General features: G+C 66.0%; 16 protein-coding genes. 8 read left to right on the top strand and 8 right to left on the bottom strand.

Translation table 11 applies throughout. The annotated features are described in order from the left end of the window. Positions 1 to 47 precede the first annotated feature (47 nt). Complete coding sequence (locus tag DAT35_RS41870) at positions 48 to 389, top strand: hypothetical protein (protein WP_108074914.1); 342 nt, start codon at positions 48 to 50, stop codon at positions 387 to 389. A 92-nt stretch (positions 390 to 481) separates the two neighbouring features. Here DAT35_RS41870 and DAT35_RS41865 read toward each other — a convergent pair whose 3' ends face one another. The 3 genes from DAT35_RS41865 to DAT35_RS41855 form a co-directional block, all read right to left on the bottom strand. Next, positions 482 to 1,393: a hypothetical protein gene (locus tag DAT35_RS41865; RefSeq protein ID WP_146210101.1), complete on the bottom strand. Its 912-nt coding sequence runs from the start codon at positions 1,391 to 1,393 to the stop codon at positions 482 to 484. A 180-nt stretch (positions 1,394 to 1,573) separates the two neighbouring features. Next, entirely contained in the window at positions 1,574 to 2,398 is an 825-nt protein-coding gene (locus DAT35_RS41860) for a hypothetical protein (protein ID WP_233262026.1), read from the bottom strand. Continuing rightward, positions 2,395 to 3,387, bottom strand: coding sequence for a phosphatase domain-containing protein (locus DAT35_RS41855; RefSeq protein WP_233262025.1), 993 nt, complete (start codon positions 3,385 to 3,387; stop codon positions 2,395 to 2,397). The genes DAT35_RS41860 and DAT35_RS41855 overlap by 4 nt, the downstream gene beginning before the upstream one ends. 257 nt (positions 3,388 to 3,644) lie before the next feature. On the opposite strand from DAT35_RS41855, the gene DAT35_RS41850 reads away from it, so the two are divergent. From DAT35_RS41850 to DAT35_RS41825, 6 genes are all read left to right on the top strand, one after another. Next, positions 3,645 to 4,670: a CarD family transcriptional regulator gene (locus tag DAT35_RS41850; RefSeq protein ID WP_108074911.1), complete on the top strand. Its 1,026-nt coding sequence runs from the start codon at positions 3,645 to 3,647 to the stop codon at positions 4,668 to 4,670. 25 nt (positions 4,671 to 4,695) lie between these two features. Continuing rightward, complete coding sequence (locus tag DAT35_RS41845; protein ID WP_108074910.1) at positions 4,696 to 5,208, top strand: hypothetical protein; 513 nt, start codon at positions 4,696 to 4,698, stop codon at positions 5,206 to 5,208. After that, the gene (locus tag DAT35_RS41840; RefSeq protein WP_108074909.1) at positions 5,195 to 6,157 is read left to right on the top strand and encodes a hypothetical protein; all 963 of its coding nucleotides are present in this window, start codon (positions 5,195 to 5,197) and stop codon (positions 6,155 to 6,157) included. The genes DAT35_RS41845 and DAT35_RS41840 overlap by 14 nt, the downstream gene beginning before the upstream one ends. Next, a complete protein-coding gene (locus tag DAT35_RS41835; RefSeq protein WP_108074908.1) occupies positions 6,154 to 7,986 on the top strand; it encodes a glycosyltransferase family 39 protein in 1,833 nt (610 codons plus the stop codon). Before DAT35_RS41840 ends, DAT35_RS41835 begins: the two co-directional genes overlap by 4 nt. A 143-nt stretch (positions 7,987 to 8,129) precedes the next feature. Continuing rightward, positions 8,130 to 8,750: a hypothetical protein gene (locus DAT35_RS41830; RefSeq protein ID WP_199243165.1), complete on the top strand. Its 621-nt coding sequence runs from the start codon at positions 8,130 to 8,132 to the stop codon at positions 8,748 to 8,750. Positions 8,751 to 8,829: 79 nt separating this feature from the next. Beyond that, positions 8,830 to 9,789 carry a zinc-binding alcohol dehydrogenase family protein gene (locus DAT35_RS41825; RefSeq protein WP_108074907.1) on the top strand — a complete coding sequence of 320 codons (960 nt, stop codon included), beginning with the start codon at positions 8,830 to 8,832 and terminating at the stop codon, positions 9,787 to 9,789. 101 nt (positions 9,790 to 9,890) lie between these two features. Here DAT35_RS41825 and DAT35_RS41820 read toward each other — a convergent pair whose 3' ends face one another. The 5 genes from DAT35_RS41820 to DAT35_RS58475 all read right to left on the bottom strand — a co-directional run bounded on the left by DAT35_RS41820 (position 9,891) and on the right by DAT35_RS58475 (position 14,124). After that, positions 9,891 to 10,211, bottom strand: coding sequence for a hypothetical protein (locus tag DAT35_RS41820; protein ID WP_108074906.1), 321 nt, complete (start codon positions 10,209 to 10,211; stop codon positions 9,891 to 9,893). Positions 10,212 to 10,555: 344 nt separating this feature from the next. Next, a complete protein-coding gene (locus DAT35_RS41815) occupies positions 10,556 to 10,954 on the bottom strand; it encodes a hypothetical protein (RefSeq protein ID WP_108074905.1) in 399 nt (132 codons plus the stop codon). 13 nt (positions 10,955 to 10,967) lie between these two features. Continuing rightward, complete coding sequence (locus DAT35_RS41810) at positions 10,968 to 11,219, bottom strand: hypothetical protein (protein WP_233262024.1); 252 nt, start codon at positions 11,217 to 11,219, stop codon at positions 10,968 to 10,970. A gap of 379 nt (positions 11,220 to 11,598) precedes the next feature. After that, positions 11,599 to 12,753, bottom strand: a complete 1,155-nt coding sequence (locus DAT35_RS41805) for a reverse transcriptase family protein (protein ID WP_108074904.1) — start codon at positions 12,751 to 12,753, stop codon at positions 11,599 to 11,601. A 156-nt stretch (positions 12,754 to 12,909) separates the two neighbouring features. Next, entirely contained in the window at positions 12,910 to 14,124 is a 1,215-nt protein-coding gene (locus DAT35_RS58475; protein WP_158502113.1) for a hypothetical protein, read from the bottom strand. 1,115 nt (positions 14,125 to 15,239) lie between these two features. Here DAT35_RS58475 and DAT35_RS41780 point away from each other — a divergent pair. Continuing rightward, positions 15,240 to 16,699: recombinase family protein (locus DAT35_RS41780; protein WP_108074901.1), on the top strand; the 1,460-nt coding region annotated here is incomplete at its 3' end.

Raw genomic sequence — 16,699 nt, 5'->3', positions numbered from 1 at the left:
GGCCCGCCCCTTCTCAACCGAGTCGGATTCGCGGAGGACTTAACGCCATGAAGCTGAGCTGGAACGTGCTGGGAGCGGTGGTACTGGGACTGGGACTCGTGGGCTGTGGCTCGACGGTGGGCGACGCCTGCACCACGGATGTCGACTGCGGAGACAAGGGCTTCTGCATCAACCGGGACTTCACCCCGGGAGGCTACTGCTCGCAGTCCTGTGTGCCCGGCAAGGATGACACGTGTCCCTCGGGCAGCACCTGTGTGAGCAAGGGAGCCGCCGACGACGTGTCCGCCTGTTTCCTCAAGTGCAAGTCGAACAATGACTGCCGCACGGGCTACCGGTGCGTGGGCGGCTTCAAGGACAACCCCAACTCCATCTGCGTCGCCGCGGACTGAAACCGCGAGCCCGGGAGTCCTCCTCCCGGGCCCGGGCCGCGGAAGCCGCCGTGCCTCCCCCTTTTGGGACACGGCGGCACTTCGCTACCACTTCACTGCAAGCCCACCGACACCGTCAGCGTGTGGAGGGCATTGGCCTCCTTGGGCGAATTCGCCAGCCCCTTCACGGTGAAGAAGTCGCCGGGGTACAGGTCCTTCTCCAGGACGCTGTCGGCCAGCCGCTCCCGGAAGAAGAAGGCGTACGGGTTGATGGGATTGTTCGGGTCGTAGTCCTGGTCCGGGCTCCAGTTGCCCGCAGCGGAGACCCCCAGGCTGTGGGTCAGACGCACGCTCTGCCCCGCCTTGAGGACGTCCTTGCCCTGGTACTGGAGGGTGACGTTGACGGCATACCCCTCGTAGCCATTGAACTGAGAGGACACCGGCTCGATGGACGAGTCGACGACCTTGAAGATGTCATCCCACCACGGGAACGGCGGCACCGGGCGGATCCACCAGCGCCTGGGCCACGGCCAGGGCGGGCAGAGGTCATCCCCCGGCTCCCAGCTGTAGATGTTGGTGGAGACCAGGTGGTTCACGCCGCTCTTCTCGTAGGCCTTGGCCAGCCCCGTCACGATGGCCGTCTCCCCCGACTTGAGGCCCGGTACCTTGTCGAGCTGGAGCGTCTCGGTGAAGAGCAGCGCGCCCGCGTCCTTCGGGGGCTGGAGCGAACCCGGATCCTCGAAGCCATCGGCGCGGACGACCGAGTGGGTCAGCGCGAAGGGCTGCCCGCCCTGGAAGTAGTCCTGGCCAATGTTCTTCAGGGTGACGATGACCTTGAAGTCGTCACCCGCCGGGTCGACCTTGATGTTGTCGATGATGATGGGCCCGCGCGGCCCCCGGTGGAGCCACCAGAACGGGTACTTCGTACCGCACCGCTCCACACCATCCACATCCTGCGCCCTCGCGCTCATGGGAGCAGCGACGAGCAGCAACAGCGCCGCGATGAACAGCCTCTTGAGATTCACGCGAATCATCCTCTTGCGGACGCCAGCCGGAGTGACTGGCGCGAGCCGTCCTCAAGCAAGGGATGTGCCGGAATGCGGAAAAGACGGCTCTCCGAGAGACTCCGGGGCCGGGAGCCCCGCGCCCTTGTGGACCGCGAGGCTACCGGGGACCCTTCGTGTGTCCTCCCGGTCCTCCGCGCCCTACTGGCCCGCCGGAGTCCCAGCCACGGCGGGAGCCCGGGGCGTCGGGTAGACGAAGCAGAGCGTCTCGAAGAGGGGCTCGCCGGGCCCCACGTACACCCCGCTGAGGGCCCGCGCGGCCTGGGCCAGCTCCATGCCGAAGGACGGCACGAGGCAGATGTCTTCGGCGGTGGTGAAGCGGCCCTTCAGCTTCCCCAGCCCCGTGCGCAGCGTGGCGATGTCCTGCCGTCCACCCCGGACGGGAACGGAGGGGCCATTGGCGTCGGGCCCCGGGAGCTTCCCCATGTTGGTGGTGAGCTCGAAGCCGTCCTGACGTTGGATGATGCGCACCTTGCCGGGAGCCACCTCGGCGAGCCACGCCTGGAAGCCCTGCTCGTCGCGCAGCACCAACGCGTAGGCGACCGGGGCGTCCGGGTGGAGCAGCCACACCTGGCTCGCGGACTCGCGCAGGACGGCGAGCAGCTCCGAGGTCTGCGCCAGGAATGTGTCCGCGTCGGGCACGAGCAGCACCCCCTGCCCCTTCACCCGCTCGCGCAGCCGGGCCTGGTCCTCGGGCCGGGAGGGCACGAACCGCTCCCCACCGAGCCGCACGGACTCTCCCGCCAACTCCACCCGCAGCACCTTCTCGGGCACGGGCGCGCCGTACACCTCGGCCGGGGCCACCCGGAAGAGCGCGTCCTCCCCCGCGCCCCCCTGCTCCGCCTTCGCGACGACCTTCGGGAGCGGTGCGGGCGAGAGCGACGAGAGCGGCTCGGCCGGCGTGTCCTCCTTCCGACAGCCCGCCACGCCCCACACGACCGCCAGCAGCATGAGCCTCGTTCTCATGGCACCCCCGCCCCCGCCTGTGGAGCCACCGGAGGAAACGCGGTGGAGACACACGCGCGCCGAGCGAGTCCCCCCTGCACGGCATGCTCGGCGGCGGAGCTCGCATCCTTGAAGAGGACCATGTCCTTGAACCGGGCGGCGTCCCCGGAGTTGCCGGCGTCGCGGATGTAGATGGCGCGCACCCGGCCGGGGAACTCGTCGCGAATCTGGGCGTAGACCTCCGGGTCCTTCTCCCCCGAATCGCCCACGAGCACCACCGGGTAGGGGATGCGCTGCAGCAGGCCGCGAATGATGGGCTGCTTGTAGTCGGAGAGCGTGCCCGGCCCGAGGTCTCGCAGGTAGAGCCCGAAGCCCGCCGGGAAGCCGTGGCGGGCGAGGAAGGTGCCCACGCGGGGCCCGAACTGGACGGGCGAGCCGCTCACCAGCGCGAAGGCGGGCACCGCCCCCGCGTCCGTGCCGAGGCATCCATAGAAGCCGGCCATCCCGGGGACGACCTTCTGCGTATCCGCGTCGCGCAGCAGCGCGTTGGTCACCAGCTTGTCCGGCTGCGTCACCTCGGAGATGGCCAGGGTGTCGTCGAAGTCGGAGACGACGAGGAAGGGCGTGGTGTCCGCGAGGATCTCCACCCGGGCGCTGGCGCTCGCGCCCGTCACGAGTGCCCGGGCCTCGTGACCGCCCACGGGAAACGTGCGGCCCTTCGGCGGCTGGAGGGTGACCTGGAACTCGCCATCCTCCCCACTGGTGACGAGGGCCTCGACTCCCAGGAAGGAGACCTCCACCCGGGCGCCCTTCCAGTTGCGGGCCGCCAGGCGCCGCAGGTTGCGCGACAGGGCGGTGCTGCCATGCGGCGTCTCGGCGAGGACGCGCCCGTGCAGGGTGACGGACTCCGGGCGGCCGAGCACCGGGGAGAGCAGCACCGCTGGCCCCGCGAGTGCGGTGGCGGAGGCAAGGGCGAGGACGAGCGCGGCGATGCGGGCAGGTGCGTTCACCAGTGGAAGACCCTCGGCTGAGCGTGGGAGGCACATGATACCCGCGCCCATCTCACCGGGGAGGATGGGAGCTACGGACCCGTTGCATCCTGTAGCACCCTCCCGCCCTCCCCTCCCCCGGGAGTCCCCGGGGACACGCCCGGCTGGATGCTCGGACCTCCGGAGACCGGACATCCGCCGCAGGGAAGTCGTGGCATCCGAGGAGGGTTGATGCTACGACCCTCTCTGCTCTCGCGTTCTTCTTTGATGAGGGGGACATGCCAGAAGGCTCCGCGTCACTACAGCTCGCGGTTGGCGACCGGGTGGTCTACCCCAACCAGGGCGTCTGCCGCGTCTCGGCCATCGATGTGAAGGAGGTGGCTGGACAGAAGCTCACCTTCGTCACCATGCGCCGGGAAGAGGATGGGGCGGTGGTGATGGTGCCCCAGGCCAAGGTGGTGTCCATCGGCGTCCGCAAAGTGGCGGGCCCCGAGGACGTCACCCAGGTCTTCGAATTCCTACGCTCCGACAGCGACAAGGCGGACCTGGATTGGAAGCTGCGCGCCCGGACCAACCAGGACCGCATGGCGCAAGGCGGACTGATCGGGTTGGCCGAGGTCGTCAAGGGACTCCAGGTGCTCAGCGAGCTGCGCCCGCTGCCCGCCAAGGAGCGCGAGCTCTACGACAACGCTCGCCACCTGTTGGTGTCTGAAATCTCCGCCGCGCTCGGCACCTCCGGCTGCAACGCCGAGGACAGCATCGACCTGGTCCTCTTCCCGCCCGGCCGCGAGCGCCCCAAGCGCACCGCCGCCGAGTTCAAGACCCGCGAGGAGGGCGACGAGGAGCTCGGGCTGGACGCCGACCTCATGGGGCTCGACAGCGAGTTGGACCTACCTTCCGACGAGGAGGAGGCGCCCCAAGAGGAGGAAGAGGCTTCCGAGGAGGCTGGCGGCGAGGAGGAGGAAGAGGAAGGCGAGCCCAAGGCCCGCAAGAAGGCCGCCGCGCTGCCAGCCGAGGGGGGTGCCGAGGCCGCTCCCAAGAAGCGCGGCCGTCCTCCCAAGCCCAAGCCCGAGGGCGCCGAGGCCGCTGCTCCCAAGAAGCGTGGCCGCCCGCCCAAGCCCAAGCCCGAGGGCGCCGAGGCCCCCGCGCCCAAGAAGCGCGGCCGTCCTCCCAAGCCCAAGCCCGAGGGCGCCGAGGCCGCCGCTCCCAAGAAGCGCGGCCGCCCGCCCAAGGCGACGCCTCCCGAGAGCGAGGAGGCCGATACAGATGCCGGCCTGGATGAGGACATCGAGGCCGATGAGTGAGACCCGCCGTCCGAGGTGACGCCCCGTGATTCGCGTCGTAACGCTGGACTCCTTCGACGAAAAGCAGATCGCGAAGCTCTGCCAGACGCTCTACACGGCGTTCGGCGTGGGCAGCGAGCACTCCGGCCAGAAGGAGCTGCCCCCGGGCACGCCCGAGCCGCTGGATGCCGAGAAGCTGCTCGCGGAGATCACCGGCGTGAGGGCCTACGAGGACGACAAGGTCCTCTTCATGACCTCGCGCAAGCTGAAGGAGCGCGAGCTGGCGGGCAGCAAGGCCCCCACCACCGGCTTCGCCCTGTACAACCAGAGCCGGGCCATCATCAGCACCCACGGGTACAAGGACCTCGAGGCGGCCTTCAAGCCCGTGGCCCGCAACGCGCTGCAGCAGATCGGCCACCTGTGGGGCCTGCACCACTGCCTGGATCCGCGCTGCTCGATGTACCCGCCCTGGACGCCGTCGTTCGGCCAGGGTGAGCCCACCTTCTGCACCTTCTGCCGCGAGAAGAGCGAGCAGAAGCTCCGCCTTGCGAAGTCCTAGAACCCTCCTGCGCGCCCTCCCCCTGGTGGAGCTGGGGGGCTTGTTGCTCGTCGCGCTCGCCTGCCTCGTCTTCCAGCTCCGCCTGCCCGGCCGGTTCCCCTCCGAAGCGGACTACCGCACGGTGGCGGACTGGCTGCGCGCCGAGGCCCGTCCCGGTGACGCGGTGTTGCTCTTCCCGTGGTGGACGGAGAAGGCCCGGCTCTACCTGCCGCCGGAGCTGCCGGTGTACGGCTACCTGGGCTCGGACCAGGACGACCTGAGCGCGCACCCCCGGGTGTGGGTGCTGGGTCAGCCGGAGCTGCCGCGAGCCGATGTCTCCGGCTTCCAGGCCGCCTTCCTGCCCCGGCGCACCGCCGTGGGAGCCCCGCGCCGCGCGGGCAACCTGGAGCTGACGCTGTACGAGAACGGCCGCTACCGGCCCCGGCGCTTCGTGGCCTCGGAGGCGTACGCGAAGGCCCGCGTCTACCTGGAGTCCGAGGACGGCACGCGGCAGGACTGTCCTTTCGACGGGCAGGTGCACCGCTGTCCCGGACCGCCGCACCTGTACGTGGCTCCCGAGTGGCGTGAGATTCACTACGAGCCGCGCCACTGTCTGTGGATGCACCCGCCCGGCGGGAAGCAGCGGCTGGTGGCCGAGTTCGACGGAGTGCCCGCGGGCACGGAGCTGCGGCTCGAGGGCGGCATCATCTTCGAGTACGCCTTCCCGCGCGCGCCGCACCTGAGCACCACGCACTTCGGGGTGGAGGACGCGGCCAGCCACGAACAACTGCTGGAGATCTCCCAGCCGCCGGGCCTGGAAGGAGTGCTGAAGGCCTCGCGCGTGCTGCCCATGGGAGACCCCCGCACGGTGAAGGTCTGGGTGCAGGCGGACAATCCGGACACGCGGCAGGTGTGCCTGGACGTCTTCGCGCTCGGGGACGGGGCCACCGTCTCCAGGGAGGGCACATGACGACGGGCCGGGCCGCGACGCGGGACGAGCGCTGGCTGGCACTGGCGCTGTGGGTGCTGGCCTTCGTGGCGCTGTGGGCCACCGAGGCCGCCGTGGGCTTCACGCGCGACGAGAGCGTCTACTTCTACGCGGGCGAGAGCTATGCGCGCTGGTTCCAGCAGCTCTTCCACGCTCCGGCGCGCGCGCTGACGGACGCGGCCATCGTCCGCGACTGGGACTTCAACCACGAGCACCCGGCGCTGATGAAGGAGCTCTTCGGGCTGTCGCACCTGCTCTTCCACCAGACGCTGGGGTGGATGCGCTCGGCGGCGGCCTTCCGGCTGCCGGCCTTCGCCATGGCGGCGCTGGTGCCGGCCCTCACCTTCCTGCTGGGCAGCGCGGTGTATGGGCGCACCGTGGGCCTCTTCGCCGCGCTCTCGTTCCTGCTCGTGCCGCGGCAGTACTTCAACGCGGAGCTGGCCTGCTTCGACATGCCCATCGCGGCCATGTGGCTGCTGGTCGTCTATGCCTTCTGGCGCGCGCTCGAGGACCGGAACTGGGGCGTGCTGTGCGGTGTCTTCTTCGGCCTGGCGCTGTGCACGAAGCACAACGCGCTCTTCCTCCCCTTCTTCCTCGCGCCCTTCGCGCTGTGGCGCGCGTGGACCTCCAGCGAGGGCCAGCCCGTCGCGCGCACCGGGCTGTGGCGCGTGCTGGGGCTCTTCGCCGCCGTGGCGGTGCTGTACGGGCTGCTGCTGGTGAGCCTGGGGCCCGCGGGCTTCCAGAAGAAGTTCCTCCTGCTCAGCCCGCACACGCTGCTCTTCGTGATTCTGGCGGTGGGCTCGCTGTGGCTGCTGCACGAGTTGAACAAGGTGCATGCGCCCACGGCGCTCGCCCTGCTCCCGATGGCGACCATGGCCGTGTCCGGACCGGTGCTCTTCTACCTGCACTGGCCCTACCTCTGGCACGAGCCGGTGGAGCGGACGGCCTGGTACCTGAACTTCCACGCCACCCACAACCACTACGCTTGGTTCTACCTGGGCCAACTCATGCGCGAGCCGCCCTTCCCCCTGGACTACGTGCTGGTGAAGACGGCGCTCACCGTGCCCACCAGCCTCTTCGTGCCCATGGTGACGGGCTGGTGCGCGCTCGCCGGGCGCGCGGTGCTGAGCCTCTTCGAGCGCACGCGGGCCCTGGTGCGCATCCCCTCCATGGCCGAGCTGCTGGTGGGCGTCCAGGCCGTGGCCGCCATCCTCATCATCAGCCACCCCAACGTGCCGCACTTCGGCGGGGTGAAGCACTGGCTGCCCTCGATGCCCTTCCTGGGAATCCTCGCGGGCGTGGCGGTGACGCGGGGCTGTGAGTCACTCGTGGAGCGGCTGCGCGCCCGCTGGCCGGGACTGAGGTTGGCGGTGGTGGCGGTGCCCGTCTTCGCGCTGCTGATGCTGCCGGCGCTCATCGCGCTGGTGCGCGTGTTCCCCTACGGGACGAGCTACTACTCGGAGCTGGCCGGAGGCGTGCCGGGCGCGGCGTCGCTGGGGATGCAGCGCCAGTTCTGGTCGAGCAACGTGACGGCGGTGCTGCCGTGGATCAACGAGCACGCACCGCGCAACGCTCGCGTCTTCCTGCACGAGGTGAATGGCTTCTCGTTCCGCGACTACCAGCGCAACGGGATGCTGCGCGGGGACCTGCGGCCGGGCGGGCCCTTCGACTCGGACGTGGCGGCGTACCAGTACCACCAGGAGTTCCGGGAGTACGAGTTCGAGCTCTGGCAGGCCTACGGGACGAGGACGCCCGTCACGGGGCTCTACCTGGACGAGACACCTCAGGTGGTCGTCTACCAGCGGCGCTGAGTCATGCCGCAGTGCGTAGAAACGCGGGTGGATTTCACGGACTGTTCAAGCGGAGACGCCGGGATACCCCCCGAGACGGGAGTCCCGGATTCCGGGATACGCTTGGGTGACACGACCGTGGTTGACGTCTCCAGGAGGGACACATGACTCGGTGGCTATGTACCGTGGCGGTGGTCGCGTTGGGGGTGCTGGGCTGTCAGGGGGAGCAGAAGCCCGCGGCGTCGGCGCGCGCGGAGCTCAAGGCCCTCGGCGGCTCCACGGTGGAGTTCATCCCGAAGGACGGGCAGTACCCCTACTGCCTGCTCTTCACGGTGTCGGAGAAGGGGGTCATCCGGCAGCTGACGATGACGCGCGAGAACCGGTCCATCAAATGCGACGCCGGCAAGCGCATCTACAACTCGAGCTTCCGCATCCCGTCCGAGGAAGGGAAGGTCCGGGCATATGTCTTCTTCTCGGATCAGCGCATCCAAGCAGGCTCGGTAGCGCAGCAACTGTATGACCTGCGGGACAAGCAGCGCGTCACGGCGATGGACTTCCGGCTGCCGGGCGCGGTCGCGATGGAGATGCTTGAGTTCACCCCCCAGGCAGGAGGCGACCCGGTGACGGGCGCGGTGGTGGGCACCACGGACATCGCCGAGGGCGGACAGAGCGAGTTGGAGGCCGAGGCGGAGGAGCCCGGGGTGGACCTGGCGCCGCCCACCGCTGCTCCGCCTCCGACTGGTGGCGGCAGCGGCGCGAAGACGGCCACGGACGGCACGAAGTAACCCACTCCGCCGCCCTGGTTGCGCGTGATCTCGCCGGCCGACGCTGCGACATTCGCTCCAACACTCGGAGGAGAACACAATGCACGCAGCGGTCGTCCGGCGTTATGGAGAACCCCCTCGCCACGAGACGTTTCAGGACCCCGTCGCAAGCGAGGGCGAACAACTCGTGCGGGTCAGCGCCGCCGCGCTCAGTCCCCTCGTGAAGAGCATCGCGGCCGGCAAACACTACAGCAGCAAGGGCGTGCTCCCCCTGGTGCCCGGCGTCGACGGTGTCGGACGACTGGCGGATGGGAGCCGCGTGTACTTCGCCTTTCCCCGATTCCCCTACGGTTCCATGGCCGAGAAGACCGTGGTCGCTTCGGGGCTCTGGGCTCCGGTGCCGGACCAGGTCGACGACGTGACCGCGGCGGCGATCGCCAACCCAGGCATGTCCTCCTGGGCCGCGCTCCGCGAGCGAGCGCATCTGCAACCCGGCGAGAGCGTCCTGGTGAACGGCGCCACGGGCACGGCGGGGCGGCTGGCCATCCAGATCGCCAGGCACATGGGGGCTCGGCGTGTCGTGGTCACCGGGCGCAACCCCGAAGTACTCAAGCAACTCGGGGCGCTCGGCGCGGATGCCGTCATCTCGCTCGAACAGCCGGAAGACGCGCTGGCCGCGCGCTACGAGGAAGAGTTCTCCACGCACGGCGTGGATGTGGTGCTGGACTATCTCTGGGGCGCTCCGGCGGAGAAGCTGCTGCGTGCCATCCGGGTTGCCGCGCATCGCAGGCCACAGCTGAGGGTCCGCTTCGTGCAGATCGGCTCCATCGCGGGCGAGACGCTGCCCTTCCCTGCCTCTGCCCTGCGCAGCTCGCAATTGGAACTGGTCGGCAGCGGCATCGGGAGTGTCTCCAACGAGCGGCTGGTCCAGGTCGTTGGCGAGCTACTCAGCGCGGTCGTGCCCGCCGGCCTCTCGGTACAGGCCGAAGCGGTCCCTCTGTCCTCCGTGAGCGAGGTCTGGGAGGGCGCTCACTCGGACCGGGTCGTCTTCACGATGTAACCCCCGTCACGCGGAGGGCGGAGGGGAGGCCCGCTCCGCTCCGCGCGGAAGCACCACCGTGAAGGTCGAGCCCTCCCCGGGCGCGCTCTCGACGGAGTCTATTAGTCGGACATCGCAACGGGAGGCTCAAGCGAGGCGAGGAACCCATCGAGCCGCAGCCCAACGGAACGCGCTTCTTCGTCGTCCACCAGGAACACCTCGCCGTCGGCGTTCACCGCGATGAAGGCCCAGTCCCCGGCCAACTGGGTGCATGTCGAGTCCGAGAAGAAGACCGCGATGGGCTCGAGTTCGGGCGGAAAGGAAGCGCCAGCCTCCTGTGCGGCGAGCTCACGGTCGAAGCACAAGGGTCTGCACATGAACGGGCTCCATCCCGGAAGCGAACGGGGACGGAAGCCGGTGAACGAGTCGAGGTCGGTGGTCATGACTCCTGCTCCTCCATGAGTAGCGGGAAGAAGAGCCCGATGGGACCGGTACCATGGCCATCGGCGGGGGAACACAGCGCAGCGCCTCGGAAGTGGCGCGGCTCGCGGGCCTTCCGCCCGAGGTGGTGTGGATGGGATGCGCCACGTGCACTTCACGAGCACGGGCATCGCCGTCCGGAGCCTCCCAGCCCTCGCCGAGAAGAGCTCGGCGAACAAGCGCACCACGGCCGCCTGGGATGCCATGGCCGCGGCGACCACGAGCTTCCCGGACACCGCCCGCCTCGCCGATACTCCACCCGGAGAAACTGCCCGCCACCGGGGGGTGAAGGTGGCATGTGGAGGTCTCACTCTGATTCTGGGGGATATTTCTTCACCAATTCTTCCGGCAGGGGGCTCCGAAGAAACCTCAATCCCGGCCCCTTGCGCACAGGAATGACTCGAAAGCCCTCGCCAGCGATCCTGACACGCTCGCCGTCACGGGCCTTGCCACTGACAAGCCACTGTTCCGCCTCTTCTCTCGTCGCAAACGTCTGAGAGACGACGACGTAATCAATGGCGGGCGTATAAAACGAGCGGAAGAACTCGCGGTAATCATCCAGCCGCTGTTTTTCACGAACGTAGAACAGAGCCACCGCGGCAACCCGGAGCGCTTCGTCCTCCGGTGAGCCTTCTGGGTATTTCTCGTTCACTGTGCGCAGGATTTCGAGCACGGAGTCGACGTCGAAGTTGGGATTGTATTTCATTGCCGTATCCAGCCTAAAGGGCAAGAGGAGCCAGAACCAGCGCACCAGCACCACCCGTCGCGAGGACGAAGGAAACACCGGCGACAATGACTATGGTTCCCATCGCCACCTCGGCCTTGTGGCTCCGGATCCATTCAACCGCCTCGGCTATGCTCGAGAACTCGAGCTTCTCTCCTCTTTGGCGCGCCGATTCTTCCTGTTCCTCTTCACATTTCTCGAACTCCACGCGGCAGTCGTGCTCGCAGCGTTCGAGGTACCATCCCACACACTCCTCGTGCTCTTTTTGGCAATCATGACCACCAGCGCCGCCACTTGCGTACCGTCCGCGAGGTCAATGCATCCCTCGGGCCAGCCGCAACTCCTCGGAAAGACATGGAGGCCGGCAGCTTCACCCGTCCACGCCGCGTCTCGCTCTCGCGCAGGTCCCTCGTTTCGAATCCTTTGACACCCTCTCCGGGCTTCCTCACCAGGGCCAGGAAGCGGGCGCGCCGCGCCTCGAGATCCGGCTCGGGCGGGTGGATACGGGAGCGACATCTTTGTAAGGGATATAAAGGGACAGGCGTGATGCGAAGCCTGCATCTACTTGAGTATGAACCGACTCATGTGCCCCGCTGGCTCGCCCATTACCTCAGGTTACTACCCACTCATGGCTCTACGCCGGGCCACACCACTGAATCAAGTTTCTTGCGCAGAGGCTCAGCGAATGCAGAGTCAATCTGCTCGGCATATGTGAGCAAACCATACAAATGCCTTTTCATCCCAAAAATGGATTTAAAATCTCGTTGTCGAGCATGCTGCACTGGACCAAACTTGACCAACCCATGCACATGAGCCTCAAGACGAGACTTGAATTCGCGCCTAAGGCGTGGGCGGTCAGAGTCAACCAAAAGTCCCAAAACGATCTTTCGGGCCCCCGGAGGAGCGATTACAGTCTTCTCTGGGTTGGGCTCGAACCCGGAGCCACGCATCAATGCAAAAAGCTCACGAACCACATTTTCTGCTCGAGAACGACCAAAGTCGGATGCATCCGAAGAAATACTTAAATCGTCAGAGTAGCGCGTATACACGCACCCCTCCGACAGAGCAATGGCCTCTGCGGCTGCATCAAACTTCGCCATCACAAGATTACTGAGCATCGGACTCGTAGGAGCTCCCTGCGGAAGATGCCCAATTCTGGAATCGCGGTAGCCCCCAATTTCACCAGGTACTGAGCGTCGCTCAGGAGAAGTCCTCCACCGTTTCCTTCTATACCGGAGGCTTTGCTCATCAAACACCCAAGTACACAATCTCGCCAACTCGAATGCAACCAAGGGCTGATAGCCGGCTTGGAGATACACAAGATATACCTGTCGCTCTGAAATCGATTCAAAAAAATCTTGAATATCGACCTTAATCAACCACTGACAGCGACAGTGCATTTCCGCCGCCTTAAAAACCGAACTCTCCCGCACATAAGCAACAGAGGCACTGTGTGGCGTCAGATTGGCCAACACATAGCGCGAAATCCAGCGCTGCGTTCGAAGCAATAACGGCTCAGGAACATATATCCTGCGCCAGCCTCCAGACCTTTTTGCGACTGGAAACTCCCTGTACGCGGTGTCACGCTTGCGTCTTACGACTTCCCTAAGGAGAAGATACGGCACCCCTACGTGTTTAGATAAGTGCCCCAACGTCAGAATTGCAGGAAGCCCGCGCGCCTGAACTTTCTGAGCTTGAACGATTGCATTCAGGAGAGTGACTCGGGCCCTCCCCTGAGCAATACCATTGGATTTGTAGAGATGAGGGCGCCAAGAGGACATCTTACTTTGACTGCGGAGCGAGGTACGGTGAAGACCGACCCAGGCGCACGTCGGACCAGGCGGGCTTCACCGCACCTTGCGCCATTGCGGGGGCTACTTCCAAGAAACTCAGTATCCGAGTTTCCGTATGGGCCCACCGGAATCCGGTGGGGAACGCTAAGATGTCCTCTTGGCGGCCCTCAAAGACGAAGGGAAATACGCATCATCCTGCAGAGCAGGAGGTTCATCGGGGAGATTACCCAAACGACGAGCGCACTGCAACTCCGATCTACCCATCTCGGTCAGGATGTTGGCCGCATTGAGCAGGTCGCACGCACGAGCTAGTTGAACCATTCGCCATACTGTCCGCGTCGACAATCCGGTCGCATCTGCAATGTCGTTCAGTTGCCGCAGTTTCTTGGCTATCGCAGACAACACCAAGAGAAAGTCCACCCCCGCTTGACCGATTGCCCGCCTCACCTGCGACGTATCTGCTTTAATTAATTCCTCAAAAGGAGTTGCATAAATCCCTTGAGATAACTCTTCATCAAAACACACAAGCAACCCAGGCGGAATTGCTCGATCGGGAAACAGCGGTTTCCATCTCCTGGTTTTCTCCCAAAGAATGCCTGGAGCATTATTAGGGCAGCCATGCTCAAAAACGAGAGTGGACATTGAGCGTTGATGCCCTTCCCTGTCCTGAGGACTTATGCCTCCACGCTGACCATATACTCGGCACAGAGCCCTCAAATCGCTCTCCTGTTGCTCAGTCCAAGGCCTAGTGCTTGGCGGCAGCCTTTGTACGTAATGAAATTCCACTCCCTTACAGCGCGGATGACTTTTCCTGTTACTCAAAAAACTTTTAATCCGCTCTTCACCAGAATGAGAAACCGCAAATGCCACAACATGAAACTTCACCCATCCAAAGGACCGCCAACTTCTAAATGTATCGATTGCAAGAAACTGCGATAAAAAGCCCTCAATGCGCTGTCCGCTACCCACGACGTCGTCCAAGAGCACAATATCGTGGCAGCGAAATCGCCTGAGCACGCCGATCGGAGGATGATCCAAGAATCTACTGTCCAACCTACTCAGGTTGGTTATTATTTGTGCAATCTGCCCTTCGCTTCCAATCTCGATACCGGGCTCAACTCGTTGAGGAGAGCTTCGCTTGTCCTCGAAGTATGGGGTATCTGCCTTGCGCGCGGCATAGAGAGCAATACGCCCCGGGCATGTAGCTCTGAAGTGATCGACCAAGTGAATGAGTTCGCGTTGGAAGCGGCTGGATGGAATCAGCACCAAACTCTCAAGGAGTTGCTCGGCCAAGGAAAGATCAGTGGCGTCAAACTGCTTTAGCCACTTAACTGCTTCTGGGCTTGTCCGGAGCGACATTGGGCCTTCCATTGCTCCAACTTATTGTGTCGGTGAGCGGCTGCCTGTAGCGGATAGTCCGACTATACATCAGGAGTTCGGCTCATGCGAGAGCGGCGTATAGGCGGGATAGAGGCCATGTTGAGGGTGAGTGCTGGAGCGCAGGAGCCGAGGAGGGCCGCTGACGGGGCCGCCCTAGCAGTACGCCAGGCTGGTGGAGAAGCCGCGCAGCCCCTTGGGATACACGTCGGCCCAGGCCGCCTTCCCATGAGGTGCGCGGCAGGGGCCTGGCTCTCTTGGCTGGGGCGGCTTGAGCCTCAACACCACGCGGTCTGGAAGTATAGGACGGATAGGAGCCCTGTTGAGAGGTGGCGGCTTGGAGCGGAGGTGGCGAGGAGGGCCGCTGACGGGGGCCCGCCCGAGCAGTGAGCCAGGCGGGTGGAGAAGCCGCGTTGCCCCTTGGGGTACACGCCGGCCCAGGCCGCCCTCCCATGAGGTGCGCGGCAGGGGCCTGGCTCTCTTGGCGCTGGCGGCTTGAGCTTCAACACCACGAGGCGTGGCGGGGCCCGTGCGCCGGGGCCAGCCTCGCACCTGCCGTGGGCAGTCCCAGGTGCTCCAGAATCGCTCTCACCCCTCCCGCCTCGTTCACGACGGCATCGACACACTGCCACGGGTCCTCCACCCTTAATTGAGCGCGTGACCGTCACGTTGCCGGCTCACCCTCTCAAGGGAGTGAAGCTGCCGGTCGCCCGGTTCATTCGCAGCCAGGACGGCCGACGTTACGTCGACGTGGAGCATCCTCCCGGACAGTACATGCGATTGCCGCTCGAGTGGACGGACCGCTCCCCACCCCTCGTTCCGCCGAGCGTCGGTGGTCGTGCGGTCCGCCTCTCCGTCCCCGCTCTGCTCGCGCTTGCCAGCGCAGTGCAGGTGGCGCTCGGTCGCACCCATGGCCCGTCTGCCACGCCCCTGGCCCAGGGTGGACCTACGTTGACACATGCCAACGTGTCCTTCCCAGAAATCCGGCCCGCCGTGGGCGGCACTGCCCGTGGCGGCAAGACAGCAACTGCTCGGCACGTGGGCCGCCCTGCTGCACAAGGCGCTGCGCGCCGAAACCGTAGACGCGGAGGAAGGCGATGAACGACAAGGTCCGAGCCACGCATCTGGAGCGTCGAGCGGTGGTGTACCTGCGCCAGTCCACGCTCAGGCAGGTGCACGAGCATCGTGAGTCCACGGCCCGTCAGTACGCCTTGCGCCAGCGCGCCCTGGAGCTGGGCTGGCCGCCCGAGCACATTGACATCATTGATGAAGACATGGGCCAGAGTGGTACGAGCGCGGACGGTCGGGCGGGCTTCCAGCGCATGGCCGAGGATGTCGCGCACGGACGCGTCGGCGTCATCTTCTCGTTGGAAGTCTCTCGCCTGGCGCGCTCCTCGGCGGACTGGCACCGGCTGCTGGACCTGTGCGGACTGGCCGACGTGCTGCTGGCCGATGAGCAGGCCGTCTACACCCCGCGCGACTACCACCACCCGCTGCTGCTGGGCCTCAAGGGCACCATGAGCGAAGCCGAGCTGTACTGGATGCGGCTGCGTTTGCAGGGCGGCAAGCTGTCCAAGGCACGGCGTGGTGCTCTCCACCTCACGCCCCCCGTGGGCTACGAGTGGGAGGAGGCAACGAGCCGGTTTCGCTTCGACCCCGACGAAGGGGTACAGCGAGCCGTGCGCCTCGTTTTCGAGCGCTTTCGCCTGGAGGGCAGCGCGTACGCCGTGCTGCGCTACTTCATGAAGAACGGGTTGAGCCTGCCCATGCGAGAGCCGGGCACGCACCAGCTTCGCCAGGTGCCACCGCGCTACACCCTGCTGCTCTCCATGCTCCACAACCCCACCTACGCCGGTGCCTATGTCTTCGGGCGCAATGAGAGGCACATGGGGCTGGTGGATGGGCAGGTGCGGCGCCAGCGCAGCACACGGCTGCCGCAGGAGGCATGGAAGGTGTGCCTGAAAAACCACCACCCGGCCTACATCAGCTGGGAGGAGTACATGGCCAACCAGAAGAAGCTCGCTACCAACCATCCCAGCTACCAGCAGCCGGACCAGCGCGGTGCTGCCCGTGAGGGGAGCGCGCTGTTGCAGGGGCTGGTGCTCTGTGGCCGGTGCGGTCACCGGATGCAGACCTCCTACCGGGAGCCCGCGCGTCCGTACTACGAGTGCCGCCGCCTCACCGACAAGGGCATCTGCTGGTCGGTGTCGGCCAGGGGCGTTGACGAGGCGGTCGCCCGGCTCTTTCTAGAGACGGTCCAGCCGCCGGAGATTGAGCTGGGCCTGGCCGTCACCCGGGAGGTGGAGCGGCAGGCCCAGGAGGTGGAGCGCCAGTGGAGACTCCGGCTGGAGCGCGCGCGTTACGAGGCGCAACTGGCCGAGCGCCGTTACAAGGCGGTGGACCCGGACAACCGCGTGGTGGCCCGCACGTTGGAGCGTGAGTGGAACGAGAAGCTGGGCGAGATGGAGGCGCTCGAGCGCGAGCACCAGCAGGTACTGCGGCACGAGAAGGTAGAGCTCACGAGCCAGGACCGAGCACGCCTGCTCGAGCTGGCCAA

Source organism: Vitiosangium sp. GDMCC 1.1324 (assembly GCF_003044305.1).
Taxonomy (GTDB): Bacteria; Myxococcota; Myxococcia; order Myxococcales; family Myxococcaceae; genus Archangium.
This window is presented reverse-complemented; position numbering and strand designations above follow the sequence as displayed.